At 30.3% G+C, this 26185-nt stretch carries 25 protein-coding genes; 19 read left to right on the forward strand and 6 right to left on the reverse strand.

Features of this window, described 5'->3' with window-relative positions; translation table 11 throughout:
- On the forward strand, window positions 1–1413 hold a 1413-nt coding region (locus tag IJI80_RS01490; RefSeq protein ID WP_292786913.1), incomplete at its 5' end, for a hypothetical protein.
- A gap of 202 nt (window positions 1414–1615) precedes the next feature.
- Here IJI80_RS01490 and aroD read toward each other — a convergent pair.
- Window positions 1616–2299 (reverse strand): type I 3-dehydroquinate dehydratase, encoded by a 684-nt coding sequence (aroD, locus tag IJI80_RS01495; RefSeq protein WP_292786916.1) that lies wholly within the window; start codon window positions 2297–2299, stop codon window positions 1616–1618.
- Between the two features lie 169 nt (window positions 2300–2468).
- Here aroD and IJI80_RS01500 point away from each other — a divergent pair, with 169 nt between their 5' ends.
- From IJI80_RS01500 to IJI80_RS01560, 13 genes are all read left to right on the forward strand, one after another.
- Window positions 2469–3194 (forward strand): hypothetical protein, encoded by a 726-nt coding sequence (locus IJI80_RS01500; RefSeq protein ID WP_292786919.1) that lies wholly within the window; start codon window positions 2469–2471, stop codon window positions 3192–3194.
- Window positions 3195–3444: 250 nt separating this feature from the next.
- The gene (locus IJI80_RS01505; RefSeq protein WP_292786920.1) at window positions 3445–3873 is read left to right on the forward strand and encodes a hypothetical protein; all 429 of its coding nucleotides are present in this window, start codon (window positions 3445–3447) and stop codon (window positions 3871–3873) included.
- A 328-nt stretch (window positions 3874–4201) separates the two neighbouring features.
- Window positions 4202–5068 carry a succinate--CoA ligase subunit alpha gene (gene sucD, locus IJI80_RS01510; RefSeq protein ID WP_292786922.1) on the forward strand — a complete coding sequence of 289 codons (867 nt, stop codon included), beginning with the start codon at window positions 4202–4204 and terminating at the stop codon, window positions 5066–5068.
- Between the two features lie 104 nt (window positions 5069–5172).
- Window positions 5173–6375 carry a hydroxymethylglutaryl-CoA reductase (NADPH) gene (hmgA, locus tag IJI80_RS01515; protein ID WP_292786925.1) on the forward strand — a complete coding sequence of 401 codons (1203 nt, stop codon included), beginning with the start codon at window positions 5173–5175 and terminating at the stop codon, window positions 6373–6375.
- Between the two features lie 85 nt (window positions 6376–6460).
- Window positions 6461–6832, forward strand: coding sequence for a hypothetical protein (locus tag IJI80_RS01520; RefSeq protein WP_292786928.1), 372 nt, complete (start codon window positions 6461–6463; stop codon window positions 6830–6832).
- A 109-nt stretch (window positions 6833–6941) separates the two neighbouring features.
- On the forward strand, window positions 6942–7097 hold the full coding sequence (locus IJI80_RS01525) for a hypothetical protein (protein ID WP_292779506.1): 156 nt from the start codon (window positions 6942–6944) through the stop codon (window positions 7095–7097).
- Window positions 7098–7240: 143 nt separating this feature from the next.
- The gene (locus tag IJI80_RS01530) at window positions 7241–7717 is read left to right on the forward strand and encodes a hypothetical protein (RefSeq protein WP_292786931.1); all 477 of its coding nucleotides are present in this window, start codon (window positions 7241–7243) and stop codon (window positions 7715–7717) included.
- Window positions 7718–7892: 175 nt separating this feature from the next.
- Complete coding sequence (locus tag IJI80_RS01535; RefSeq protein ID WP_292786934.1) at window positions 7893–8558, forward strand: DUF116 domain-containing protein; 666 nt, start codon at window positions 7893–7895, stop codon at window positions 8556–8558.
- 161 nt (window positions 8559–8719) lie between these two features.
- Entirely contained in the window at window positions 8720–9112 is a 393-nt protein-coding gene (locus IJI80_RS01540; protein WP_292786936.1) for a hypothetical protein, read from the forward strand.
- 26 nt (window positions 9113–9138) lie between these two features.
- Window positions 9139–9834, forward strand: a complete 696-nt coding sequence (locus tag IJI80_RS01545) for a hypothetical protein (protein WP_292786937.1) — start codon at window positions 9139–9141, stop codon at window positions 9832–9834.
- A gap of 83 nt (window positions 9835–9917) precedes the next feature.
- Entirely contained in the window at window positions 9918–10436 is a 519-nt protein-coding gene (locus IJI80_RS01550; RefSeq protein ID WP_292786940.1) for a DUF367 family protein, read from the forward strand.
- Between the two features lie 192 nt (window positions 10437–10628).
- Window positions 10629–10775, forward strand: a complete 147-nt coding sequence (locus IJI80_RS01555; protein ID WP_048812436.1) for a 50S ribosomal protein L40e — start codon at window positions 10629–10631, stop codon at window positions 10773–10775.
- Window positions 10776–11112: 337 nt separating this feature from the next.
- Window positions 11113–11862 (forward strand): geranylgeranylglyceryl/heptaprenylglyceryl phosphate synthase, encoded by a 750-nt coding sequence (locus tag IJI80_RS01560; RefSeq protein WP_292786942.1) that lies wholly within the window; start codon window positions 11113–11115, stop codon window positions 11860–11862.
- 194 nt (window positions 11863–12056) lie between these two features.
- On the opposite strand, the gene IJI80_RS01565 is transcribed toward IJI80_RS01560, so the two are convergent.
- The 4 genes from IJI80_RS01565 to IJI80_RS01580 all read right to left on the reverse strand — a co-directional run bounded on the left by IJI80_RS01565 (window position 12057) and on the right by IJI80_RS01580 (window position 17215).
- The gene (locus IJI80_RS01565) at window positions 12057–12476 is read right to left on the reverse strand and encodes a nuclease (RefSeq protein WP_292786944.1); all 420 of its coding nucleotides are present in this window, start codon (window positions 12474–12476) and stop codon (window positions 12057–12059) included.
- A 587-nt stretch (window positions 12477–13063) separates the two neighbouring features.
- Window positions 13064–14119, reverse strand: coding sequence for a ribonuclease H-like domain-containing protein (locus IJI80_RS01570; protein WP_292786947.1), 1056 nt, complete (start codon window positions 14117–14119; stop codon window positions 13064–13066).
- Between the two features lie 5 nt (window positions 14120–14124).
- Window positions 14125–14424, reverse strand: a complete 300-nt coding sequence (locus tag IJI80_RS01575; RefSeq protein WP_292786949.1) for a hypothetical protein — start codon at window positions 14422–14424, stop codon at window positions 14125–14127.
- Window positions 14425–14482: 58 nt separating this feature from the next.
- Window positions 14483–17215 (reverse strand): DEAD/DEAH box helicase, encoded by a 2733-nt coding sequence (locus IJI80_RS01580; protein WP_292786952.1) that lies wholly within the window; start codon window positions 17213–17215, stop codon window positions 14483–14485.
- A 377-nt stretch (window positions 17216–17592) separates the two neighbouring features.
- On the opposite strand from IJI80_RS01580, the gene IJI80_RS01585 reads away from it, so the two are divergent.
- Together IJI80_RS01585 and IJI80_RS01590 are read left to right on the forward strand one after the other, a co-directional pair.
- The gene (locus IJI80_RS01585) at window positions 17593–20106 is read left to right on the forward strand and encodes a DEAD/DEAH box helicase (RefSeq protein WP_292786955.1); all 2514 of its coding nucleotides are present in this window, start codon (window positions 17593–17595) and stop codon (window positions 20104–20106) included.
- 61 nt (window positions 20107–20167) lie between these two features.
- Window positions 20168–21472 (forward strand): PD-(D/E)XK nuclease family protein, encoded by a 1305-nt coding sequence (locus IJI80_RS01590; RefSeq protein WP_292786957.1) that lies wholly within the window; start codon window positions 20168–20170, stop codon window positions 21470–21472.
- Window positions 21473–21560: 88 nt separating this feature from the next.
- Here the strand turns inward: IJI80_RS01590 and IJI80_RS01595 are convergent, their stop codons facing one another.
- Window positions 21561–22238, reverse strand: a complete 678-nt coding sequence (locus IJI80_RS01595; protein WP_292786959.1) for a DUF169 domain-containing protein — start codon at window positions 22236–22238, stop codon at window positions 21561–21563.
- 334 nt (window positions 22239–22572) lie between these two features.
- On the opposite strand from IJI80_RS01595, the gene IJI80_RS01600 reads away from it, so the two are divergent.
- From IJI80_RS01600 to IJI80_RS01610, 3 genes are all read left to right on the forward strand, one after another.
- On the forward strand, window positions 22573–23325 hold the full coding sequence (locus tag IJI80_RS01600; protein ID WP_292786962.1) for an exodeoxyribonuclease III: 753 nt from the start codon (window positions 22573–22575) through the stop codon (window positions 23323–23325).
- A 270-nt stretch (window positions 23326–23595) separates the two neighbouring features.
- Window positions 23596–24921: a Mur ligase family protein gene (locus IJI80_RS01605; protein WP_292786965.1), complete on the forward strand. Its 1326-nt coding sequence runs from the start codon at window positions 23596–23598 to the stop codon at window positions 24919–24921.
- 161 nt (window positions 24922–25082) lie between these two features.
- Window positions 25083–26185, forward strand: a 1103-nt coding sequence (locus tag IJI80_RS01610; protein WP_292786967.1) for a hypothetical protein, incomplete at its 3' end; no start/stop codon positions are given.

The raw sequence follows: 26185 nt of genomic DNA on the forward strand, positions 1-26185 counted from the left end.
ATTTTATCAAATGTAACCATTACAGTTAGTGGAGTAATCTTTGTTACTAAAACAGGAGACTCATCATACAATTTCGGTTCAAAGGATTTCACAACTGATGAAAACGGATTTATTGTGATAAAAAACAACAACACTTTTTATCATAATAATATTTTAGAGAATTTCTTGTCATCAGGCAACTATAATTTAACCTTCAGAGGCCATGAACCTTATGTTTTAAACAATACATTTGAAATTACTATCAACAAGGTTCAAACTGAAATTGTAGCATCTCCAATTGTAGAAGAATATGAAGAGGGTAAGAAATTAAACTATATCTTCCAAGTAATCAATTCAAATACAGGAGAAGCAATCAAATCAGCTCTAGTTCAATTCAGAATTTACTCCAGCAATATTGATGCAACCAGAAGCGGTCGAACCAATTCAACTGGATTTTACACAAGCCCTGACTTGAATTTAGTTGCAGGAACCTATAATTTGCAACTCGAATCAATAGACAGCAACTTGATTTGCAGTGCTGTTAAACAGACCATAACCCTCAATCAAAGGGCAGCTGTCATAAGTGCAAGCAATAGAACTGTCTTATATGGTTCAGGAGATTATGTAGTCGCTACTGTAAAAGATAAGAAAACTGGAAAACTTTTACCAAATGTATACGTTTTAATTCAAGTTTACACAAGCTCCAAAAAGGCAACCAATTACTTGACTATGACAGATTCCAAAGGTGTTGCAAGATTAAACACTGGTTTATCAGTTGGAAAAACTAAAGTGGTCATATCTGTATTGGATAATAACTATAAGTCAGGATCCCTTACAAGATATGTTACTGTTAAGAAGACAACTGGTAAGTTCAGCGCTCCTAAAGTAAGCACTTATTACAAATCTGGCAAAATTTTCAAAATTAAATTAACCAATACCAAAAATAAGGCATTAATGAATGGAGCTAAAGTTAACATTAAAGTATTCATTACAAAGAACAAATACTATAATTTAACTGGAACCTCATCAAAAGGTTTAGTTCAATTTAAGATAACATTTAAGCCAGGCACTTATAAGGTTGTAGTTAGCTCTGCTGACAAAGGTTACACTGCAAAGTCAATAACCAGTCAAATAAAAGTCAGCAAATCTCCTATCAAAATGGCTCCTACTTCCTTGAAAGTTAAAAAAGGAAAATACTTTAAAGTTAAGGTAACAAGCACCAAGTCTAAGAAGGTCCTTTCTGGAATAAAGGTTAAAGTGAAAGTTTACACTGGTAAAAAGTACAAGACTTACACTATCAAAACCAATAAGAAAGGAATCGCAAGCTTGAAAATCAGTCAGAAAGTAGGAAAACATAAAGTTGTTCTTACTCCTGCACAAACCAAATATTACACTGGTAAAACTGTTACTAAAACTTTGAAAGTGACAAAATAAGTTAAAATTTAATTTAAAACAGTTTAATTAAGAGATTTATTCTCTTAATTCTTTTTTTATTTTTTTAAAATCTATCAAATTAATTCTATTTTTAAAGAGTTCAATTTTGAATCTATTGAAATGATTATATTCTATTTTAAAAAGAGTTCAATTTAGAATATATTGAAATGATTATATTCTATTTTAAAAAGAGTTCAATGATTTATTTCAAATCATCTGTATTGATTAAATCACTGTTCATCAATGATTTCATTGTATCAATGTCTATCTGTCCAGGTGCAGTATTGTCATTAACTACAGCAAATGTAAATGGTGCATTGAATTTAGATGCAATTACTCTTGTATAACTGCCTAATTCTCCCATTGATATGGCTACAACATTGTCAAAATGAGATAAAATCGGAAGAATTGTTAAAGTGTCCTCAAGAGTATTAGGCATTACGGCTATTTTTGCAATGTCTCCAAGCTCTTTTTCCTGAATTACAATGTCCATAAGTATATCAAGTTCTGGAGTTTGCTTGAAGTTGTGGTAAGAAATAATGGAAGTGACTCCTGTTTCAGTAATTGATTCAATAAGTTCCCTATCTGTCTGGAGCTCTACATCAACATAATCCGCTACATCACAGCATTCTCTAAGTATGGCTATTCTATCCTCTTCGCTACCTCTAAAGGAACCTCCTTCTTTCATGGTCCTATTTGTAGCAATTGTAGGGAAATTGATCTCTTCTATGATTTCCTTTACAATCTGAGGATTAGGATTGTCCATTCCATCTATTCTCAATTCAAGAATATCTGCACCCTTGATTATGCAGTCATTAGCTACCTTTAGAATATCTTCCTTATTCTTTTGGAAAATTGGAATGGCTATTTTAGTTTCGCTGTACACTTTCTTACCTCATTGAATAATCTATAGTTATTACTATTTTTGTCATTAAATCTTTTAAGTATTATCATTAAGTATTATTATATTTAATTTTATGAATTATAAACTTATTTAAAATGGCTTTTTATAAAAATGATTATTAACTATAAAGAAAAAAGATATTATTGATATTATGAAAGTTGTAGCTATTGGTGCAGATATTTCAAGCAATGATGTTTCCGTTTCCGATTCTTTGGTTAAAAGTATTGAAAAAGACATTCCTAAGTTATTGGAATTAGGAGCTAGAAAAGCGGCTTTAACAAATGTTACAGGAGATGATGTTGTAATTACCGCTTTTGTTGAAGATAATCTTTTGGAAACAGTGAATGCAGGCATTGTAGAGATATTGAGAAATAATGCAGAGGACTTAGGAGATGTGGCTGGAATATCCCAAGATCCTGATAAAGGAGGAGAAGGAATCTCCTATGCAGAAGCGAACCTCGAAGAAGGCGAGTATCAGGATGCAATAATTATGGCATTTGACACCTACGGTGGAGAGCCGTTTGTAGCGAATGTTGCAAATTCAGTTATTGAAGCAGCAAGTGGTATGAAAGCAGTAACTGGAGTGAGCGATAAGATAGGAACAAGAACAGATATTCCTGGAGTAGGCTATGTATCCACTGATGATACAGATGACCCTGTTGTAGTGGTTTCAGTAAATGAACTGGAACAGATTGCAGTTGTTGCAAGTGCAATGATTGGAGCTGCACTGGGGAATAAAAACACTTACCTTGTAAAAAGGCATACTCCATGTAATGTGCTTCCTGGAAGTGTCTTGGTATCTGTAACTGCATTAATGAATGGAAATATGATTGATTTATCTATACCATTTGAAAACAAAACAAGAATTTTAGGTTAAGTATCATTTTAATTAATTCTAGATACTATTATTTTAATTATTTTTAATAAGGTATTATTTTAATTAACTATAAAATTAATAATTTGATGTTAAAATTTTTCCTTATTTTTTCTTGTTTTCATTTTTTATTACATATTACTTTTTTCATTTTTTTTCAAATTTATATTATAAAGTTTATTTGATTAACTAAGTAAAATTTATATGTTTAGATACAAATAATAGAACTATATAACTTTAAAGAGGTGATAATATGAATGATGTCGGTAAAATCTTGATCGGTGTTCTAATTGGTTTGATTTTAGTAGGATTAGCAATTACATTTGCACCACATGATGCTTATGATAATTCTACTGATAATGTTAATATAGCTGATCAAGCTCAATCCAATGATAATGTTGGTTCATTAAGTATTGTTAAAAACTCAGAATCCAATTCTTCTGCAGTTAAAAGTAACAGTTCTGGTTCCCAACTAAGTTCAAGCAGTTCAAGCAGTTCTGGTAGTGGTGTTTCTGGTGGCAGTGCTGAATATAACGCCCAAGCAGGTGGTGGATATTACTATCAAATAAATTATAAAGACGGCAATTTCCGCCAATATGATACCAAAACTGGAGAACTTATTGGTTCTAGTTTTAGTGAAGACCAAGAAAAATTAGGTAATTTTAACGGAGAAATGTTATAAATTAAATTTTGCTTTTCCATTTTTGGTTAAGATAAATTTTAATTTCTCACTTTTCTCTTACTTTTTTTAATGATAGTTTTTTTGAGTTTTAATTTTTTTTCTATTTATTAATGATTATTTTTTGACTTTTAGTAATTCTTTTTCTTGTTTAATGCAATTTAAAATATCAATTTTTTAAAAATAAATGATTAACTATTTAATATTTAAGAACTATATATAATAGTGATTAATAATTTTATATAAAATTTATATGATTATTATCTAGATTTAAACTTGATAAAATTAATTGCAATTAAAAAGATTATTTAAAATTACGATTGTGGTTCATATGATAATATTAAATGAAAATACTAAATGTTTAGTTCAAGGAATTACAGGAAAGCAAGGTCAATTCCATACTGAACAAATGTTGAAATATAATACAAAAATTGTAGCAGGTGTTACTCCAGGTAAAGGTGGACAAGAAGTTTTAGGAGTTCCTGTTTTCGATTCTATTGAAGAAGCTAAGGAAAAAACTGATGTGAATGCATCAATTATTTTTGTGCCAGCACCATTTGCAAAGGATGCTGCATTTGAATCAATTGATCATTTGGATTTGGTAATAATTATTACAGAGCATATACCAATTCATGACAGTATGGAAATCATGGCTTATGCAAAAGCCAAAGGAGTGACTGTTATTGGACCAAACACTCCAGGTGTAATCTCCCCTAAGGTTGGAAAACTTGGTATTATGCCAACCCATATCTTCTCTGAAGGAGATGTAGGTGTTATTTCCAGAAGCGGTACATTGACTTATGAGATTGCAAGCCAATTAACCCGTGCAGGAATTGGACAAAGCACTTGTGTAGGTATTGGAGGAGATCCTGTAATCGGAACTCCATACATTGATGTCTTGGATATGTTTGAAAATGACCCTGATACAAAGGAAATAGTCTTGATTGGTGAAATCGGTGGAGGAGCTGAAGAGGCAGCAGCTGAATACATCAAGGACAATATCACCAAACCTGTTGTAGCTTATATTGCAGGTCTTTCTGCACCACCAGGTAAAAGAATGGGTCACGCAGGAGCTATCATTGCTGGTAACTCAGGTACTGCAAAAAGCAAAATGGAAGCTTTAGCAGCTGCAGGTGTTAAAGTAGCTAAGAAACCTTCTGAAATTGTAGAATTTATTAAAGAAGCTCGTGGAGAATAATTTCTCCTTCTTTTTTTATTTTTTTAATTAGAATTAAAATTATACAAATCTAGATTGAATTTAAAAAATCTATTTTTTTAAAAACTGTTTTTCGTGGTGATAATATGGATAAAGAAGAAATCATTGAAAAGTTATTGGCTGGTGAAATGAAGCTTTATCAAATTGACAAGTTTACTGCAAATGCAACAGAAGCTTTAGACATTAGAAGAGAGTTTATTGAAAGGCATTCTGATTGCAAGCTTGAGAAAATAGCTGATTATACTTTGGATATGGAACTTGCATTTGCAAAGAATATTGAGAATCCTATAGGTACTGTACAAATACCAATTGGAGTTGCAGGTCCTTTGAAAGTCAATGGAGAATATGCAAAAGATGATTTCTTTGTACCTCTTGCAACATCTGAAGGTGCATTATTGGCTTCAGTGAATAGGGGCTGTTCTGCTATTACTGCAGCTGGAGGAGCTAATGCAAGGGTTATTGGAGATAAGATGACAAGAGCTCCAGCCATTAAAACAGATTCAGTTGTTGAAGCGGTAAAGGTCAAGCAATGGTTTGAAGAGAAGTTTGATGAACTTAAGGAAATCGCTGAATCAACAACTAGCCATGGAAAATTAGTAAAGATAGATCCTATCATCATTGTAGGAAATTATGTTTATCCTCGTTTCGTTTACTCAACTGGAGACAGTATGGGTATGAATATGGTAACAATTGCCACTGAAAAGGTATTGGCTAAATTGCATGAGGATTTAGGAGTTCATGCATTGGCTTTAAGCGGTAATCTATGTGTTGACAAGAAACCTGCAGCAATAAATATTGTTGAAGGTAGAGGAAAAACAGTGGTTGCAGACATTCTAATCCCAGAAGCTATTGTCAGAGCAAAGCTTAAAACTACAGCTAAAGCAATTGAAGAAGTCAATGTTGCCAAAAACCTGATAGGTTCCGCTGCAGCAGGAAGCATGGCTTTCAATGCTCACTTTGCAAACATGATTGGAGCAATATTCTTAGCGACTGGTCAGGATGAAGCACATGTTGTGGAAGGTTCCTTAGGAATTACAACTGCAGAGGATAGGGATGGAGACTTGTACTTCTCTGTAAATATGCCTGATTTGCCTATTGCTACAATTGGTGGTGGAACAAGACTTGAAACCGCAAATGAAGGATTGCAGATAATAGATTGTGCAGGATCAGGTAAGGTAAATAAATTTGCTGAAATTGTCATTTCAACTGTTATGGCAGGTGAATTATCCTTAATTGCTGCAATATCTGCAGGACACTTGGCAAAAGCTCATCAAGAGCTAGGAAGATAATTGTTTTTAATTATCTTTTTATATTTTTTATTTTTTAGTATTTTTATGTAATTTTTTCCTCTATTTTTATTATTTTATGATTATTATGTCAGAAAAGGAATATATTGATTTTAAAAAGGAGTTTGAAGAATTCAAGAAGGAATTGGAAAACAGCAAACCTATTTTTGATGATGATTTCATTGAATTCAATGATTTTGATAATTTAATTTCAAATGATGATGAATTGAATCATTTAGATGTCCTTGAAGAATCTAATCAAAGTATTCTAAGCAATGATTATCCTAAAATTGCTCTTGAAACAGATGATATTCTAATGAATTTAACCATTAAAAAGGATTATTCTTCTATTGAAGACTTAGATAAAAGGAAAGAAGAGTTTATCAAGGATCTAAAGGAATTCATTTATGAATTTGAATCAACTGAGGAATCAAGTCAATTAATGAAATACTATGAATAATTGATTTCAAATATAAAATAATAAATACTAAAATGAACATATAAACAATTACTTATTAACAATAGTTAAAAATTTTCAGTATTTAACTGTTTTAATAAAAGGTGATATTATGTGTAGTTCTGGAGGCCCAATGGCTGAACTTTCAATGAAAAAATTGAAAACAAAGAAATATAAATGCTTAGATTGTGGAAATGACTTTAAAGGATTAGGTAAAAAAGTTATCTGTCCTTCATGTCAAAGTGACAATGTAGAAGCACAAGAATAAACCTATTGCTATTTTAAATGTTAAGAGTAAATTTTAATTTGCTCTTTAACTTTTTTTATTAATTATTACACTTTTTTTAGATTATTACAGATTATTTTAGGTTTTAGATTTAGATTATTCAATCGATAATTTTAGGGGATATGATGGAAACTGAAATTAAGTTTACAAAGGATGAAATTCTCTTTTTGCTTGGTGAAAGTGGTATGGTAGGTATTGTTAAGGCGGGAGAGGAAAAGATGCTCTTTATAGGAACTCCAGACAGTGATGAAATTGTCCAATATCTTGAAGATGATGATTTGATAGCTGTTTCTTCCTTCAATTTAGGTGAAAAATATGAAAAGGGAATTAGATCTCTTGCTTACCTTACAAGGGATATTGAGTCACCTATACTTGTTCTTCCAAAGGATCATCCATCATCTAAACGACTTAAGATGGTATTGTCAGTAGGCGAAAACGTTAGATTGGACTGCGGGATAGTTCCTGGAACCCACCCTGAACAGGATATCTTATGCTCCTGTGACAGCTTATCAGGCTTGAATATAGTCAAATCCAAAGATGGTGTCGTTATAGAAGGGGAAGTTAAGAACTATAAGATTGAGCCATTTTATGCATTTTTCTAAATAATTTTATGTTATTTTTTTTAAAAATAGATTATTTTTTCTAAAATTTCATTATATTTTTTTAATTATTTATTAAATTTTTTAATTATTTATTAATTATATTTTAAAAAGTTTTATATATATAAAATAAAATAATATTAAATGAATTTATTTAAAAATTATAGAATTGAAAATTATGTTATTGCATGAACAAGCATTCCAATTAATCGGTGAAGGAGTTGTGCTCTTAATATTCCTGATAGTGGTTATACTCATTATAGGGCTTCTACTTGGAATAATTTTAGTGAGGAGAAATAAACTGGTAATGCCATCCGTTATAATATTTATTGTAAATGTATTTTATTCTCCATTAAAGAGCTTTGCAAACCTTTTAGGGCTTGATGATTCATTGGTTGACAATATTGGAATTGAAGTGAGAAACAAGGTCAATAAAGCTAAATTTGAAAAGATAGCACCTGAAGACAAGATCATTGTATTGCCGCACTGCCTCAGGTCTGCTCAATGTGAAGCAAGTCTTAAGGAAACTGGTGTTCAATGCACTTACTGCGGCAAGTGTGCAATCGGTGTCATCAAGGAAAAGGCAGAACCGATGGGTTATAGAGTGTTTATTGTACCTGGTTCCAGTTTTGTTAAAAAAATCATTCAACAGAACAAGTTCAAGTCTGTTGTTGGAGTGGCTTGTCATGTGGACTTGAATCAAACCATGATGGCCTTGTCAGATTTTGCTCCGCAAGGAGTTCTATTGTCCACTTCAGGTTGCTTTGAAACAAAGGTAGACATTTCAAAGGTTCTTGAAACAATTGGTTATTACGATTATAAAAAAGAAGAAGAAAACATTTAAGTTTAAACAATTGGTTATTACGATTATAAAAAAGAAGAAGAAAACATTTAAGTTTAAAACAATTGGTTATTACGATTATAAAAAAGAAGAAGAAAACGTTTAAGTTTAGAATAATAGATTATTACGATTATAATGAAGAAAACATTTAATGAGGTGAAAATATGTCTGGAAATGATATAAATCCATTTTTTACCATTAAGAAAGTAAGAGAAGGGGACGAATTGAAAATGGACCAAAAGTTCATAAAAATTAGAATGAATTCCAATAAAATCATGGCTATCCATTATAAAGCTCCTATGGAAAGAACAATAGAGTTAGAGATGTTCTTTGAGGATTTCAATCCTATTGATAGAATCAATTATGATATAGGTGGAACCGGTTGGGTAGGTGCAAATTTCAGAGGCCTTATTGACGGTAAGGACGATTCTTTACCTATTGATTACGATTATAAGATTCTAATGCTTGAGGAATACAAATGCCCTACTAAAGTGGAACTTAAAAATATTAAGAGAAGCTCTAAATTTAGGCCTAATTTTACATTGGCTGATTCTTAATCATTTTATCTTATAGGAGGAAAACTATGAACAATAAAAAAATAGCCATTATTGCAATTGCAGCTATAGCACTTATTATAACATCATTAGGTGCAGTTTCTGCATTTGAATTGTTTGGCATGAATCTTTTTGGACCTACAACAGACTTTGATACCAAATTCATGACAGGTACTTTCAATGGGGATGTGATTCAACAAAAGGTTGAAGATAATAGCTCTGCTAGAGAATGGATGGCATCTTTTGAAGATCCAGAACACAATATAACTTATAATATGTCTTGTGTTAAGGATGGGGACTTTATTACTGATGTTTATCAATTGCAGGGATTGCAAGCTCCTGAAGTAAGAAATTATAATAATCAGCCTTGGAAAATCTTTTTTTCACAAGCTGTTCCGGATTCAAATGTTACAGACAACAAAACAGCTGACAATAGTACAAACAATACTGTGAATGTATATATTTGTGAAGCGGATGTCAATGGTACTGCATATACAATTAATGTAATAGCTTACGATAATAAAACTGAATGTGACGGCACTTTATTCTGTCCATTGTATAAGGATTACATAGGACCTTTAATTGAAAGCATCCAATTTAAAGATGCCAAAAAAGCTCCTAAAATGGCTGATTTAATGGGTATGTCAGATGAGGAGTTCAAATTCAATAGGGAATATATTGACGGTATTTTCAATGGTACCATTGATCCAAGTCAGGGTGAATGAAATAAAATATATAAATATGGCAGAATAGATTTATTCTGTTATTTTTTCTTTTTTTAATGAAAGATTAAGTTTAAGTGATATTTATGAAAGTAACTGTTTTTCATGCAAATGAATGTGATAAAAGGAAATGTACTGCATTTAAAATGGAAAAACAAGGAAAATGCAAGATAGTCTATAAGATACATCAGATTCCACGGGGTGCAGTTGTCCTTAATCCATTTTCTGAAAAGGCAGTTTCCTATGAAGACAGGCCTCTTGTTGAAAACAAGGGTATTGTAGGTCTTGACTGTTCCTGGAATAAGGTATCAAAGTCAGCAAGTTTCTTCAGCTTATCAAAATATCACAGATCTCTTCCTTTTTTAATCGCTGCTAATCCGGTTAATTTTGGAAAACCATGCATATTATCAACTAATGAAGCGATTGCAGCTACATTCTATATAACTGGATTTAAGGATGAGGCACATCATATTATGGATGGGTTCAAATGGGGCCATTCATTCATTGAAATGAATTATGACTTATTGGAAGCCTATAGTGATGTAAAAACAAGTGAAGAGGTAGTACAAATACAAAATGAGTTCTTAGAGGCTCATGAAAGGTAAAAATAAACCTAACATTTATATACTATTAAAATCATATTTTATATTAATATTTATGATTACATTATGTAATTCATAATATTCTTTTTAAACTTTTATTATGAATTTAATGAATTATTTCTCTAGAATTTTTTCATGAATTTCTATTTAAGTTATATTGATCAATTAATTTAATAAGATATGGAGGAATTATTAATGGCAAGATTTGAAGAAGCAGAAAACAGAATGTTTAATGTAAAAATCTGTTTAAAATGTAATGCACGTAATCCTGCTGGAGCTACTACTTGTAGAAAATGTGGTTACAAAGGTTTAAGATTCAAAGCTAAAGAACCTAGAGGATAGATTCACTCTATCCCTTTAAACTTAAAAGAGAATTTTTATTCTCTTTAGATTTTTATATTAAATTTCTTATTTTAAAAACTAATTTTAACTAATTTTAACTAATTTTAAATAATTTATAATTTAAACTATTTTTATCCATTTTACTAATTCTTACTAATTTTTACTTTTTAAACAAAATTTTAACTAAATCTAACTAATTTTATAATAATTTTTAATAAATTTATATTAATTTTAAATACTAATAAGTTAATAAATATATGTATTAATAGATTATTTCAAAAATTAATCTAAATTAATTTACTTTAATAAATATTTTACAAATTCATTGTGTGATTTTATGGAAAATGTAGAAGCTCATTTTAAAGAAATATTAAAAACTCGTAAAATTCATTTAACTTTAATTGATCCTGATGAACAAAGCCCAGAAGAAGCTGTATCTATTGCTAAAGCAGCAATTGAAGGCGGCAGTGATGGTATTATGGTTGGAGGTTCCACTGTAGACACTGCTGCACTTGATGGAACTTGCAAGGCATTGTCTGAAAATATCGATTTACCTATTGTATTGTTCCCAGGAAACATCAATGGTGCAAGCAAGTATGCAGATGCTATCTTCTTCATGAGTTATTTAAATTCAAACAATCCTTACTGGATTATCGGTGCTCAAGCGTTGGCAGCACCTGCAGTTAACAAAACTGGAATTGAAAAGATTCCTATGGGTTATGTCGTAGCAGAACCTGGTGGAACTGTCGGTTGGGTTGGAGATGCAAAGCTTATCCCAAGAAACAAGCCAAAAATCCCAGCTATTTATGCTATGGCAGCTGAAAACCTTGGAATGAGATACTTCTATATTGAAGCAGGTTCCGGTGCAGATCAACCTATTCCTCCTGAAATGGTTGCTTATACAAAAAGAGCTACCCAAGACATCGTTCTTGTTGTAGGTGGAGGAATTCGTGATGGAGTGGCAGCTTATACTGCTGCAAAGGCTGGTGCAGATATAATTGTTACTGGTACTGTAGTTGAAGAAACTTCCGACGTTAAAGGTAAAATCCAAGAAATAGTTGCAGGAGTTCGTAAAGCTTCTGAATAATTCTATTTCTTTTCTTTTTCTATTTTTTACTTTTTATTCAGTTTTACTATTTATTCAGTATTGTTTTATTTAACTTTTAAGTTAATCCCTAATTCATTTTTTATTTTAAAATTTTTTTTTTTAATCTTATTAGCGATTAAAGGAGTTCAATTATTCAAAATTAACTTTATATGTGGATTAAAATAATCATTTTTTTAAAAATCATCACATAATTCATCATAATCTCCGCTAACAATGGATCTTATATCCTCTACAATGCAGTTTGCATTCCATCCAACAACAGAGGTTGCTTTAGCTTCAAGTTCTTCAGGTACTATTTCCATACCATAAGGGCGTACCAAAAGGATAGGGATATCAAATTCTTCTGCTTTTTCAATTAAAATGTCAATATGTATTTGATTATAATTGTAAATTCCAGATAAAATAACAATAACATCTACATTTTTAAAGAAACTTTCTCCAAAAGGTGCATAATCTCTTGCCATTGATTCAGTCCATAAGAAATCAGGTTTAGAGTATAATTTCTCGGTAAATTGACCATATTCGTTTTCCTGGTCTATTCCACGTGTAATAATAAGATTATAGATTTTATTGTCTTGTTCTTCTTCAAACATTTTATCCTTCCTTTTTAATTTGTTTTTTATTTAGTTTTTGTGCTTATATTTTATATTGTTTTCTTAATATTAAAAATTTTATATAAAAATCAATTTAAAAAGTAATTTTTATTCAAAAACTGAATAAATGAAGAATTATTAAAATCTTTAAGTTTATTTAGTAAAGTATAATTGAAAAATAGCTTCTAAATCATAGTGAAAAAAACGAATAAATTCTAAAAAGAGTTAAAAAGAAAGATAAAAATTAAGCATTTTTAGTTTTTTTATATGGGATAATAATTTTTTTAAAAATTACTTAATTTTTATTCTTTAACTTAGTTAGAGTCTTACCTTAAAGGTTATCTTCAATTTATTTTTTATAATTCATTATTTATAAATGTAATGTTTATTTAATGTATTTTTATCTATTCATTTGGATAATTAAAAACAAATATTTATTATTATTCCTATTAAGGCAATATTTTTAAGTTAATTAATATTTAAATAACTTTAATATCTTTTTTAAAAAAATTATTACTCAATTTGATTTTAGAAATGGGTAAATTATATTTTATTAAAATTAGACAATGGATAATTTTTTTCAAAAATTAAAAAGACTCTTCATATATTTTCATTAAGAAATGAGCAAGAGAAACGATATCCATACGATTATGTTCTATTATTGGAATTAAAGGACCTATATTCTTTGTTATTAAATATGTTCTATAATAATCAGGTATATAAGCTCCAGGTACATCATCATCTCTTTTTATATTGAATAAATGCTCTTCAATAGTAGTTAATTTGCAATTAGGGAGCTGGTCTTTCCATAAGTTCCGAGCAGGATATATTAAGTCAAAATGAGTCTGATCAAGATTGCAATCCATTCTATATAATCTGGCTCTGTTCTTAATGAAAGGGATATCAAAAATTGCTCCATTATATGTTACATGAACACTTGCTTCGTCAATATGGGAAAGATAACTTTCTATGAGTGCAGGTTCCTCTTCCTTATTTCTAAGCAAATACTGGTTGGATTCGATATGATTTCCTTTTATCTCTGCAATTCCAATTAGAATAATAGGGGCGTTTGATAATCCTAGAGTTTCAATATCCATAAACTTTAGATTGAATGGGTCAAGTGATCTTAAGGCCTTTAAAGTGCTGTATTTTGAATTGGGATATTTACTTAATCTTTTAAATAGTTTGAATTCCTTTATAAAGCAGTCCTTTTCTATTTTTTCAATTATCTTTTCTGCATTATTTGAATAAGTCGGATGATTTAATAAATCATAAAATGAATTGTAACCTTCATCCTTAAGTTTCATTTCCGTTTGAATGCCAATTCCCGGCATTAATTTAAGATTGGATGCCAATTCGTGTTTGATGGATTCCCTTTTGTTTTCTAGAGAGAAGTCAATCTTTTCCTTTCTTGTGATCTTTAATGTTTCGCCATATATGTTTTCTATGACTTTGCTACCTTCAATATCAAGCAAATCCCAATCCTGATATTTATGCATCAATCCAAATTTCAGATTGTTAAAATAATTTAAGGAGTCTAATTCCCCTCCTTCATAAGTTTTTTTGGATTGATTTGCAGAAGATGATGAATTTGATAATATTCTTTTCAGATATGCCTCATGCTCTTCTCTACGTGATGTCATAGTATCTAGAAGTTTATATGGAATGTAATATATGTATATGGCAATTCACAGCAAGGAACAACATCCCTTGAATTAATTACAACTTTCCCAAACTTATCCAAATATGATTCAATTTCAGTTCTGACTGCTTTGACTTTATTTGGATCATGAACCCTTACATTTCCTAAGAAACTGGTTCCTTTAGATGTTTTCATAACTGAAAGACCATCCATTCTATAAGGAAGTTCATGTTTTTCAAGAATATTGTTAATGTCTGCATTGATCTGTTCCTTAATTTCATTTTTGTTTTCATTAGTGATTTCCATGATATCACCTTGAATATTATTTTAAGTAATGATTTATTTATTTTTATTTATTTAGATTTCAATGTTTCAATTGCAATAAGAAATCATTAGCTTCTTCATGACCTGAATCAATAGAAATTGCTTTTTTAACAAAAGATAAAGCACCTAATTTATCTTCTTGTTCATATAATATTTTTCCAATGAGATAATAAGCATCAGCGCTGTCTTCCTTGATGATGATATTGGTTAGTATTTCTTTAGCAATGCTGTAATTTCCCTTTTCAAATTCCTCTAATGCATCATTATATGCTTCATCTAAGGGATTGGCCTCTTGATCATTTGATTTTTCATTTTCATAAAGGATTTCTTCATTCTCTTCCATTATTTCATTAGAGTTATCATTTGTAATTTTATTTTTTCTATCCTTTTGATTATAATATGTTTCATTAAATGATATATTTTCTTCCAAATCTTGATTTTCCAATGCAGATAATTCTTCAGGGGATAGTTTATTCATCTCTTCCCACATGTAATCCAAGATGAATTCAGTAGCTTTCTTATGCAATGGCTTGTTATCGTTTCCACATTTTGGAGAGTAGATACAGGAAGGGCAACCGTTTTCACATTCGCATGTCTTAAGTAAATTTCTTGTAGATTTAGTTAATTTGCTAAACACATCAATTGCCTTTTCACAAATACCAATTCCACCTTCATAGGCATCATATATAAAAATTGAAGCTTCTTGAGTGTCTTCATGGTAATTGGTTGAAAGTCCTCCAATATCAAACCTATCACACATCACATGAAGTGGGAACAATCCTATCAAAGCATGTTCCGCTCCATGAAGACCGCCAGCAAAGACTTCAGTTTCATTTTTGAATCTCTCTTCCAATCTCTCTTTAACGCTATCAGGAATGGTAAACCACAATCCTTTAGTCTTGAATTTCAAAGGAGGCAAGTCTAGAATATATGTTCCAATTGTTTTTGAAAATTCCATTCTTTTGTATTTGTAGTAATCCTCTTCTACCTCTAACTCCCCATAGTGAACAGTAAATCCTCCAATTTCAACTTTTTTAATCTTTTTAATGATTTTAGTCTCTGTTCTCTTAAGTGCAATTGTATGAGCATTCACGTCCCTTTTAATTACATCTATAATATGAGTGTTAAAGTTGACATCTGTTACAATATAAGTTTGACCTTTATTTATTAAAATAGCTCCTTCATGAGCTTCCCTATACATTTGAGACCTTTCTATCTTTTCAATCAACTGATTTCCATTCATTACGCTGAATATTTCATTTGAAATTTGGTCAAGTGAAAATTCGAATGCAGGATTATCATCATATGGATAAATGTAAAGTCCAGCACTCTTTTTCAAGTCTCTATTTTTAATTATATTCTCTATAAAGTATTCATCAACATTAAAAATCTCTATAATCTCTTCCATTGAAATAGGCAATTCATTTGCAGCGCATATAATATGGTTATTCAATAATTTTTCATTATTTAAATCAATAACAACGTTTTCATGAGGTTTGTCAAAGAAGAATTCAGGGTTTTTCATAAAGTATTGGTCTAGCTGATTTTCAAAAGCAACTAGAATGACTAATGATTTCTGATTTCCCCTTCCAGATCTTCCTCCTTGTTGCCATGTTGATATCATGGAACCAGGGAATCCTGAAATGATTACAGCGTCAAGACTGCCTACATCTATACCTAATTCAAGTGCATTTGTAGATGTCACTCCTAAATATTTTCTTGATTTAAGCCCATCTTCAATCTCCCTTCTATCTTCAGCTAAATAGCCTGCCCTATACGCTGAGATTCTTTCAGTATAGCGCTTTTTAAGATGTTCCATGTCTCTTTTAGCCCATAATGCAATCAATTCTGCAATCTTTCTGCTTGATGTGAAGCATAATGTTTGTATGTCTTTGAGTAGCAAATAAAGGAAAATCTTTTCAGTTTCCTGATGGATAGAGAGATTTTCATCATCAGATTGAATTGGCAGTTTCTTGTATGGATTATAAAGGATAAAGTCTTTCTCACCACTTGGAGAACTATCCTCATCTATCAATTCGAATTCCTCTCCAGTTAACTTTTCTGCAAGTTCCAAAGGATTTGCAAGAGTTGCTGAAGACAGGATGAATTTAGGGTCAGAACCATAGAAATTAGCAATTCTCTTAAGTCTTCGGATTAAAAATGCAACATTTGAACCAAATATTCCTTTATAATAATGAGCTTCATCAATGACAATGTACTTTAAGTTGGAATAGAAGCGCTCCCATTGGTGATGCCATTGTAAAATCAAATGAATTTGGTAGGGATTTGTAAGAATAACTCTTGATTCCTGTCTGATTCTGTATCTTTTAGCCTTTGGAGTGTCACCGTCATAAGGATTTGGATTAATGTCAAGATCCAATTTCTCATCAAATTTCCTTAAAACCTTCAATTGATCATAAGATAATGCCTTTGCAGGATAAATGTATAATGCACAAGCATCATTATCTTTTATTAGTTCTTCCAAAACAGGTAAATTAAATGATAATGTCTTTCCGCTTGCAGTTGGTGTGGTAATTATGATATTCTTATCTTCTCTTGACTTTTCAATAGCTAATGCTTGGTGTTTATATAATTTTATTTCCTTTTCTTCAAGGTAAGCCAAAATTTTTTCCTCTAATTTGTCTACCTTCTTAAAGCTAGCTTCTTTAGCAGGAATAGTCTCGACATGCTCGATTTTTCTCCTAAAACGGATATCGTTTTTAAACTTGTCGATATTCTCCATCTCTTCTTTGTCTTTAGCTAGATTAGTCATAATAATCATTAAAAATTAAGTATAAAATAAATTAAATTTTTTATTAAAATTTTTTATTAAATATTTTAATAATAAATATTTTATTATTAAATATTTTTTTTAAATATTTTTTTATTAAATATTTCAATAATATTAACAATTATAATATTTGTCAACGAATTTAATAAAACTTACCATAATTTGTTTTTGTATTAAATAAAACTTTTCCTATTAGTTTTCATCTGCTCTTTGTTTATTTATTTAAATACAAAAATTAAAATATTTTATAAAGTAATATAATTATAGATAAGAAATATTTTTAATTTAATATATTGATAATGAATTTTTTTTATATATAATAATGAATTTTTTGCTCATAAAATGTAAGAGGGGTAAATTTGATAGATTACAGTGAATTTGAAGAGATTATAGTGAATGTTTTAGAAAGGGATATTTCTTCAAATCAAGATCAGAAATTAGCCATTTCATCACCTGAAGACCAATCATTGTTTATAGTGGCAGGGCCAGGTTCAGGCAAAACAACAGTTATGGTACTTAAAATCCTGAAGTTTATTTTTGTCGATGATGTTTCTCCAAATGAAATTATGGCTACAACATTTACAAGAAAAGCGGCTAGAGAGTTATTATCCCGTATTCTAAGTTGGGGAGACAAGATAAAATCTAAGCTAATTGCTAATTATATGGATAAAATGTTCAATGGTGAGATAAGTGATGATTCCATAATTAAGGAAATAAACAGGATAGATTTCAATCAGATTAATGTAGGGACAATTGACAGCATAGCTGATGAATTATTACGTATTTATCGCCAAGCAGGAACAAGCCAACCTATTTTAATAGAGGATTTTGTTGCAAATTCTGTCATGATAAATGAATGCCTGCTCAAAGATGATAGATATAAAAATGAGTCATTGCAGGAGTATTTGGGAGAAATAAGCGGTAAGAAATCTGATATAGAACAAAGGCCTAAAGTAAAGAATTTGACAATGATGGCAGGAATATTGATTGAAATCAAGGAGCATATTTACTATAATATGGTAGATATCAATAAGATTTTAAATAATATTCAATCCCATGAAATAGGAAAGCAATTGGCTTTAAAACTAATTTTAGAATATGCTGAAATACTTCAAAGCCAAAACATTTATGATTTTGCAATGTTGGAAACTGAATTTTTAAGAAGATTGAATTCAGATAGCTTAAATGCATTCTTAAATGATATAAAGATTATTTTAGTGGATGAATATCAGGATACAAACCTATTGCAAGAGAGCATTTACTTTAAAATTGCAGAATCAGCCATAGGAAATGGAGGAAACATCACTGTTGTTGGAGATGATGATCAATCTTTATATAGGTTTAGAGGAGCAAGTGTTGACTTATTCACTAATTTCATTGAAAGAATAGCTCAAATTGGTATTGAAGCAAAAGAAGTTAATCTAAAAACAAATTACAGATCTACTGAAAACATCATTGGTCTATGCAATGACTTTGTTGAATTGGATGATGAGTATCAATCCGCTCGTGTTAAGGAAAAACCAAAAATTGAAGTGCCAAGCTTCAATAGTGATGATACAAATCAGGTGCCCATTTTAGGCATGTTTAGAAATAATGAGCAGATGCTAGCAAATGATTTAGCAAAATTTATAGATGAATTGAATAGAAATGGAATAGTCAAACGTAAAATTAAGAGAGTTTTGACTAAAGATGAAAATTCAAAATTAAATTCCGAAGATAATATTGCTTTAATAAATTATAGGGATAAAGGATTTGATTTGGCAAAGGGAAAAGATGAAATAGTCATTGAACTTGGAGAAGATGGTTCTGCTGAAGATATTGCATTTCTAACTTTTTCTCCAAAGGAGTTGACAGCCACTGGTAGCCGTACATTTACTTTTGCATTAAAAAAACAATTAGGAAGGCTAAGGCATCCTATTGAAGTCTTTAACCCTAGAGGTCAAGATTTGCAGAATATAGATTGTGTAGCTGTCTTTTGCGGATTGATGTTGGAATGCATAGACCCTAATTCCACTTATCAAAGGACTAATGATAAGTTGCCTAATTCTGCAAGCAGAAATATGAGTCTTTGGCGCAGAAAAGCAAATTCATATATAAAAGATGTCAATCCAGAGCCACATTCACCTGTTTCCTTAGAGCAATTCGTTACCCATTGGCAAATGAGATATCCATTTTCATCTGATGAGTCAAAGGATATTAAATGGCCTGAAAAAGCTAATCTTATGGAGTTAGCATATAAATTGGTTAGTTGGATTCCAGAATTTCAAGAAGATGATGAGGGTGTGGTTTATCTAAAGGCCATTACACAAACAATTACTCAAACAAGTTTCTTCAATAAGTATTCTGCGAATATTGATTTTTCATCAGAAGATGCTGAAAAGGAATCGATCAACGAGGCATTGTTAAACATATTTGTTCCAATAGCTAGTGGTGGTGTGCAAATAGACGAGAGTCTCTTTGAAGTAATTCCATCAAATCGTTTTAATATAATGTCCATTCATCAGGCAAAGGGATTGGAATTTCCTCTTGTCATTGTAGATGTTGGGTCTCGTTTTAAGAAGAATCTCTCTAAAGATGCAAACTTAAGATTCCCTAAAAATGCAGATTCCTCTTCGATTATTCAGGATAGGGTCAGAAAATATAGTTCATTATCCAATATGGATAGGGATTCTAAAGACATGGCATTTGATGATTTGACAAGATTGTATTTTGTAGCATTCTCTAGAGCAAAAGATGTTTTGTTACTAGTTGGACTAAATTCAAACATTGATGGATATAAACAAAATGAAAAACAACGGAAAATACCTAATGTTGCATTAGGTTGGAATAGGGATGAAGAATTTATAGGATTTGACAATATATATTTAATTTAATTAATCGTTCCTTTAAGTAAATTATATGAAACTTATATTAAATATTTTGATAGGTGTAAAAATGAAATTATCAACTAGATCGAGGGAATATATAATACCAGAATATAGCTTAACTGGTGATTTATTATCATTTTTAACTTGCAATTTACAATATCGTTACCAAAATAAAGGAAATCTTCCTCCATCAATGCCAGTTCAATTATGGTTTGGAGAATTCATTCATGGAACATTGGAAGAGGCATTTCTAAAGTGGAAGAAATATTCAGACAGTGAAAGATTAAGTTTTCCTTGGGATTGGGAAAGTGAAATAAAGCCTATTGAAGACTTGATAACTGGAAGATTGAAGGTCAAGGGATTAAATCCTCCATATGAATACCAGAACAATTATGGGCCTAAGGATAATATTTATAGTGCTCGTTTGGAACGTTCAATAAACCTTTGGGGACCTCATTTATTCCCTTTAATTGAAGATACAGAAGTTTTGATAAAAGGATTAAGGCAATTGACAGATGAAAATGCTAGGTCTGATTACTATTCCATAAATGGTGTTGTTGATGTTTTAAGTTCAAAAATGGTGGATAATTTTTATAGAAGAACTACTGATAATCCATTTCAACAAACATTAGATAATTATTTCAATCTTTCTCAAAAAAACAGCATAATCAATTACCTCTATAATAATGAGGATTTTAAGAAATTATTGGATAATGAATTGAGTGAATATGAAATAATCATAGATTATAAGGGTATGAGAAGGCCAAGTGCTCCATCAAAGGAAGAATTATTGGATATTCAATCATTAATGGAAAATGGAACACTTTTTGAATCAGAGGAATATGAAAAATATAAGGTTTGGATTCAGCATGAATGGCAGATATTGACTTATGCTTGGCTTAGAAAAAATCAGGAAAATTTAGAAAAGCCAATTGTAGGGATTATCTTTTACTTGAATGAATTGGTTCCATCAAACGATGACTTAAAGGCAATAAAGGAAGATTTATTAAATAATCAAACTGATATTTCACTAAATCAGATACTTGATGAGGATTGGGAAAGATTAAGGAATTGGAATGAAGACTCCGAAATAGCTATTCATAGAGACTTGTCAGATAAATTTAAGATGGATCGATCTATTAGAATAATAAATGTTGAAGAGGAATTGATTGATAATTCCCTCGACCAATTTGATAATGTTGTAAACGATATCGAATCTTCCATGTTAAAGGAAATGAATGGCTGTAAAATTAAGGATGCTTGGAAAGCTGAAGCGGAGGATAGAACATGCAGTGCATGTGACTTTAGAACATTCTGCAATAAGAAAAAAAGTGAAGAATCTGATAATAATCAAGTGTTTACAATTCCTTAATTTAAGAACAATTATGAAAAATAGATTTAGATTAAAAAAAGAATAAAAAAAGAAATATTAGTTATATAAGTTCTATAACTAAATTTAATTAAATATTTTCAAATGCATCCAATAATGGCTTTAGACTATCACAAGGTAAACCAATGATGATTTCCTCATCTATGATTCCTGCATAACCTCTGGAACCATTGCATGCTAAAGTGGTATTTACTTTATTGTTTACATAAGGAGCACTTACTGCATCTGCACATAAGGATTGAATTCCAGCACAGCTGGATTCCAATTTTCCACCATTATTGTAAACAATTCCTTGTGCAATGTACATACCGAATTTAGGAACAGTAATGATAATAACCACATCAGGAATAAAATCAGCTTTTTCTAAGGGTGCATAGATTATTCCTAAGCTTTGTTCATCTTTTCTTGGAATATTATCTATTACGGATTTAGCGGTTTCAACACTGTCAAATCTGCCTAATTTATAATAGAACTCACCAGAAGCAATCTTAGGTGGGAGAGGTTCCAATCCCATTGCACTTGATCCGCCTTTACATTTCTGTTCTGCAGCAGTTGCATAGAAGATAGCTCCATCAGCTGCTTTTGTAACCATTTCACAATGTCTAAGGCTTTCTTCTATTTTTTCAATTCCTTCAGGGATTTCATTTAAATCATTGAAAAACTTAATAGCCACTGGAAGTCTTTTTAAATTAAGTTTTTCCTTTAAAACTTCTGCAGTTTTTACATTATCTTCCTTTTCATAATCCATATTATCACCAATTCAATTAATTCCGTAAAGATATAATTAATAATTTCTAAATTATAATATATTAAAGTTATGAATTATTATTCATTACCTTTTATTTTATTATTTTTTAATCTGCAATTTTCAATAATTGAATAATTTTTATATGATTTTTGATTAATTTCTTATAATTTTTATTTAAATTCTACAATAAGTTTATATGATTTAAAAGTTAATATTATATTTGTTTATAGTTTTAATAAACAAGAATATTTTTTAAATTAATTTATTAATAATTTGGGCTTAAATTAATTTATATTGTATTAATTTTATTTATTTAATTTAGGGAAGCAATATAATGAGTGAATTAAAGATTATTTCATGGAATGTAAATGGTATTAGGACTCGTATAAAAAATAAGGATGTTAATCCAATTTTAGAAAAAGACGCTGATATCTTATTGTTCCAAGAAACAAAAACAGATTATGAAAGGATGGATAAGAAATTCTTGGATAAATGCGGTTATGAATATTATTTCTTAAAAGGAGAAAGTGCTAGAACCGGTGGATTAGCTACATTTACCAAAGAAAAACCTTCTATAGTTAGAAGATTCTTCATGGAATCTGCTGATGCATTAGGAAGGGCATCTATCTTAAATTATGAGAATTTTTCTTTAATTCATGTTTATGCTCCTGTAGGAACTGGAACTAAAGCTAAATTAAATGAAAAGCTTGATTTCCTTAATAATCTTTTATCCTTTGCTGAATTAGCTAAGGATAAGAATATAATCATTGCTGGTGACTTTAATATTGCTCATAAAGAAGCAGATATTTTCGATTTAGATACTAAAGTTACATTCACTGATGAAGAAAGAGAAGTTTTAGACAAGTTAGAATCCTTCGGTTTTATTGATGCTTTCAGATTATTCAATAAGGAAGAAAAACAATTTAGTTCCTGGAAAAATCCGGAAGCTCGTGAAAACAATGAAGGTGCTCGTTTAGATTATTTCTTTGTTTCTAAATCCTTAGCGGATAAAGTTAAATCCTCAACAATTTTAAATGAGATTGATAGTTCTAAACATGCTCCTATTGAGCTAATTTTAGATCTTTAATTTTATTTTAATTTTAATTTACTCTTTTATTTTATTTTTCATTCTTTCCAAATTTTTTATATTTTTAATTTAATCTTCCTTTATTTGTTCTTTTTTCACATTATTTATTTTCTCATTTTAGTTTTTCATTCTAAATTAATTTAAGTTTATTTCAAAATATACTAACTTTTATTAATTAGAATATACATAGATAAATACATATAATAAATTACTATCTATTATATAGTATTATAAAAAAAATTCAATAATAATATAAACTAATGTGAAATCATGAAAGCTGCTGTTATCGGTTTGGGAGTGGAAGGCAAAAAGGCTTTAAATTCCTTATTGAAACATAATTGGGAAGTTTATGCAACAGATTTAAATGTTAATATAAGCTTAGATGACTTGCCAATATCCCTTGCAGGTGTAGATATTTCACCTCAAAAAGATAAAATCAGCTTTTTAAAAGATAATTTATCCATTGATTTAGGATTTAATGATCAAGAAAAGATAGAATCATCTGATGCAGTTGTCTTAAGCCCTAGCATTTGGGGAAGCAAAATTGCAGAACATTATAAAAACTCTCATAAATTGCTTTGTGACGTAAAGACAAAACATAGAGACATTTTTACTATTGGTGTTACTGGTACCAATGGAAAAACCACTACTGTAACCATGATAAAGGAAATCTTGGAAAATGCTGGAAAAAATGTATTGGTAGGAGGCAATGCCGGTGGTGGATTTGAAGGCTACTATGACCTCATCTTAGAAGCAGAGAATGGTGATTATGATGTTTTGCTTGTTGAAGTCTGTGACATGACAGTTGGATTCTGCAGCTATTGCTTCGACTTTGATTTGATTGCACTGACCAATATGGGCAATGACCATATGAATGTTCATGGATCAATGGAAGGATATAAAAACTCCTTAAAAGGATTCTTCAAGGATAAAACCATTTTCATCAACGAAAATCAGGAATATAAAGAGGAATTTGAGGAAATTTCCAAAACAGCAATAGAGTATAATGAAACAGAATATGATTTGGATTTGTTTGGAAAATTCAATAAATTGAATGCAGGCCTTAGTGAAGCTGTGGCAAGTTACATCAATGAAAATCATTTTGAAATAGATAAAAATATAATAAAAGACACTTTAGAAAACTTTAAGCCAGTTAAGGGTAGGTTAGAAGTGTTAAAATTAAATGACTGTGAAATATATATTGGAAAATCAGACAATTCTGATGCAATTAAACCATTACTGGAGGAAGTCGATTTCACAGCAGTCTTTGTAGGAACCCCAAGACATAATGAAAATCATAGATTAGATATATTAAATGAAGTGGTAAATGCGAATCCTGAAGCCATAATTCTCTTTCCAGGATTGGAAGATACGTTGGAACAAGCTAAGTATAGATTAAATTCCCTAAATTATAAGGGAAGGATAGAAATAGCTAATAATCTTGATGAAATCATTGCATTCGTTGCAGAATTTTCACATGAAAAGGCTATTTTAATTGGAGGAAATGGTCAAGAAAACATTATAAAAATACAGGATAGGCTAAAGCAAATCTGTGATTCCTGTAATCCTCAGGAGAGCAAATTATTATTTGAATAAATGAAATAAGAAAAAAATAAATCATAATCATAAAATTATTAAAATTTTTAAGATTTAATTAAGGAAGTGTAAGTATTAGTTCAAAAAGTTTATTAAAAAGAAATTCATTTAAAATATTTATTGCATTAATTGTAATACTTATTGCTCTAATACCTATCTCCATGGCAACTACAGCAACTCATCATCAAAATATGAGTGAAATTTCAAAATATGATAATGGCAGTACTGTCTTTACAGGAGATAATGTAATTGATAAAAACAAGATTAACAAGTATCCTATCGTTTCTAATTTAGGGTCTTTAACTACTCAAATAGCTGAAGGAAATATCGAAGATGCATTTTTCTCTATTGCTACCGGAGCAGTTCCAACTCCATCATCTACATTGCTTTATGGAAATGTAAGCAATGATGGAATAGTAGAGGAGTTTGAAGGTCCTGGATATGTTGTAGTGGATGATGATAAAATCACAGTAAATTCACCTGGAGAGGTTGTATGGGGCTATAACAGTCCATATATACAAGCAAAAATCGTTCCAGACGGACTTGACATCATAAACAATAAAACCAATGAAACAATAGGTCACATTGACCCTAAAACAATGACAAATGACACCATACCTGGTGATAGGGTAAATGTAGAAACATTAAAATATTGGTATAATCATTATGGACAAGGTTCCAAATACAATTTAGATTTCTGTATTAACGGATTTAATGACAATAGGTCATATGTAACTCCGGATGAATTAAGAGAAAAATTCCCAGAGGCTTATGAATATTCCCTAAAATATCCTGGAGGTTCTCCAGTAGTTCTTTGGGAAGAAAATTATACAGAAACCAAAGTTGCAAGCACATATACCTATTTGGATTCTCACCCACAGTACAATGACAGAAACAGAGAATTCAATGCTAAACAATTTGTTAAAGCTTGGAATGGTACTATCATTCCACCTAATGCATATGGCTGTGGAAGAGAAGGAGTAGGATTCAGTTCAGTTCCAGAAGATGATGCAGAATCTGGAATGGCTACACATGGAGTATGCCCTCCAGCAAGATCACTAAGAAATGCTGTATTGTCCTTAGGATTCAGATTGCCTATTGGTATGGATTCCGGACGTGATGCAGTGCTTTATGGTTTCAGTCCTTCTACAGGAATTAAGATCAATAACACACTTAAATATCCTATTAAAATTAATATGTGGACTGAAGGTTCTGGTCCTGGAATGAGAATCTATACTAACATTTATGAAATGATTCCTAATAG

Origin of the sequence: Methanobrevibacter sp. (assembly GCF_017432245.1) — an archaeon.
Lineage (GTDB): Archaea > Methanobacteriota > Methanobacteria > Methanobacteriales > Methanobacteriaceae > Methanobrevibacter.

Coding starts and splice junctions, on each gene's coding strand:
- IJI80_RS01600 (WP_292786962.1), top strand. CDS start 22,573: ATGAGTGAATTAAAGATTATTTCATGGAATGTAAATGGTATTAGGACT.
- IJI80_RS01505 (WP_292786920.1), top strand. CDS start 3,445: ATGAATGATGTCGGTAAAATCTTGATCGGTGTTCTAATTGGTTTGATT.
- IJI80_RS01550 (WP_292786940.1), top strand. CDS start 9,918: ATGAAAGTAACTGTTTTTCATGCAAATGAATGTGATAAAAGGAAATGT.
- IJI80_RS01575 (WP_292786949.1), bottom strand. CDS start 14,424: ATGGAAATCACTAATGAAAACAAAAATGAAATTAAGGAACAGATCAAT.
- IJI80_RS01560 (WP_292786942.1), top strand. CDS start 11,113: ATGGAAAATGTAGAAGCTCATTTTAAAGAAATATTAAAAACTCGTAAA.
- sucD (WP_292786922.1), top strand. CDS start 4,202: ATGATAATATTAAATGAAAATACTAAATGTTTAGTTCAAGGAATTACA.
- IJI80_RS01570 (WP_292786947.1), bottom strand. CDS start 14,119: ATGACATCACGTAGAGAAGAGCATGAGGCATATCTGAAAAGAATATTA.
- IJI80_RS01530 (WP_292786931.1), top strand. CDS start 7,241: ATGGAAACTGAAATTAAGTTTACAAAGGATGAAATTCTCTTTTTGCTT.
- IJI80_RS01580 (WP_292786952.1), bottom strand. CDS start 17,215: ATGACTAATCTAGCTAAAGACAAAGAAGAGATGGAGAATATCGACAAG.
- IJI80_RS01590 (WP_292786957.1), top strand. CDS start 20,168: ATGAAATTATCAACTAGATCGAGGGAATATATAATACCAGAATATAGC.
- IJI80_RS01500 (WP_292786919.1), top strand. CDS start 2,469: ATGAAAGTTGTAGCTATTGGTGCAGATATTTCAAGCAATGATGTTTCC.
- IJI80_RS01535 (WP_292786934.1), top strand. CDS start 7,893: ATGTTATTGCATGAACAAGCATTCCAATTAATCGGTGAAGGAGTTGTG.
- IJI80_RS01545 (WP_292786937.1), top strand. CDS start 9,139: ATGAACAATAAAAAAATAGCCATTATTGCAATTGCAGCTATAGCACTT.
- IJI80_RS01595 (WP_292786959.1), bottom strand. CDS start 22,238: ATGGATTATGAAAAGGAAGATAATGTAAAAACTGCAGAAGTTTTAAAG.
- IJI80_RS01555 (WP_048812436.1), top strand. CDS start 10,629: ATGGCAAGATTTGAAGAAGCAGAAAACAGAATGTTTAATGTAAAAATC.
- IJI80_RS01520 (WP_292786928.1), top strand. CDS start 6,461: ATGTCAGAAAAGGAATATATTGATTTTAAAAAGGAGTTTGAAGAATTC.
- IJI80_RS01565 (WP_292786944.1), bottom strand. CDS start 12,476: ATGTTTGAAGAAGAACAAGACAATAAAATCTATAATCTTATTATTACA.
- hmgA (WP_292786925.1), top strand. CDS start 5,173: ATGGATAAAGAAGAAATCATTGAAAAGTTATTGGCTGGTGAAATGAAG.
- IJI80_RS01540 (WP_292786936.1), top strand. CDS start 8,720: ATGTCTGGAAATGATATAAATCCATTTTTTACCATTAAGAAAGTAAGA.
- IJI80_RS01525 (WP_292779506.1), top strand. CDS start 6,942: ATGTGTAGTTCTGGAGGCCCAATGGCTGAACTTTCAATGAAAAAATTG.
- IJI80_RS01605 (WP_292786965.1), top strand. CDS start 23,596: ATGAAAGCTGCTGTTATCGGTTTGGGAGTGGAAGGCAAAAAGGCTTTA.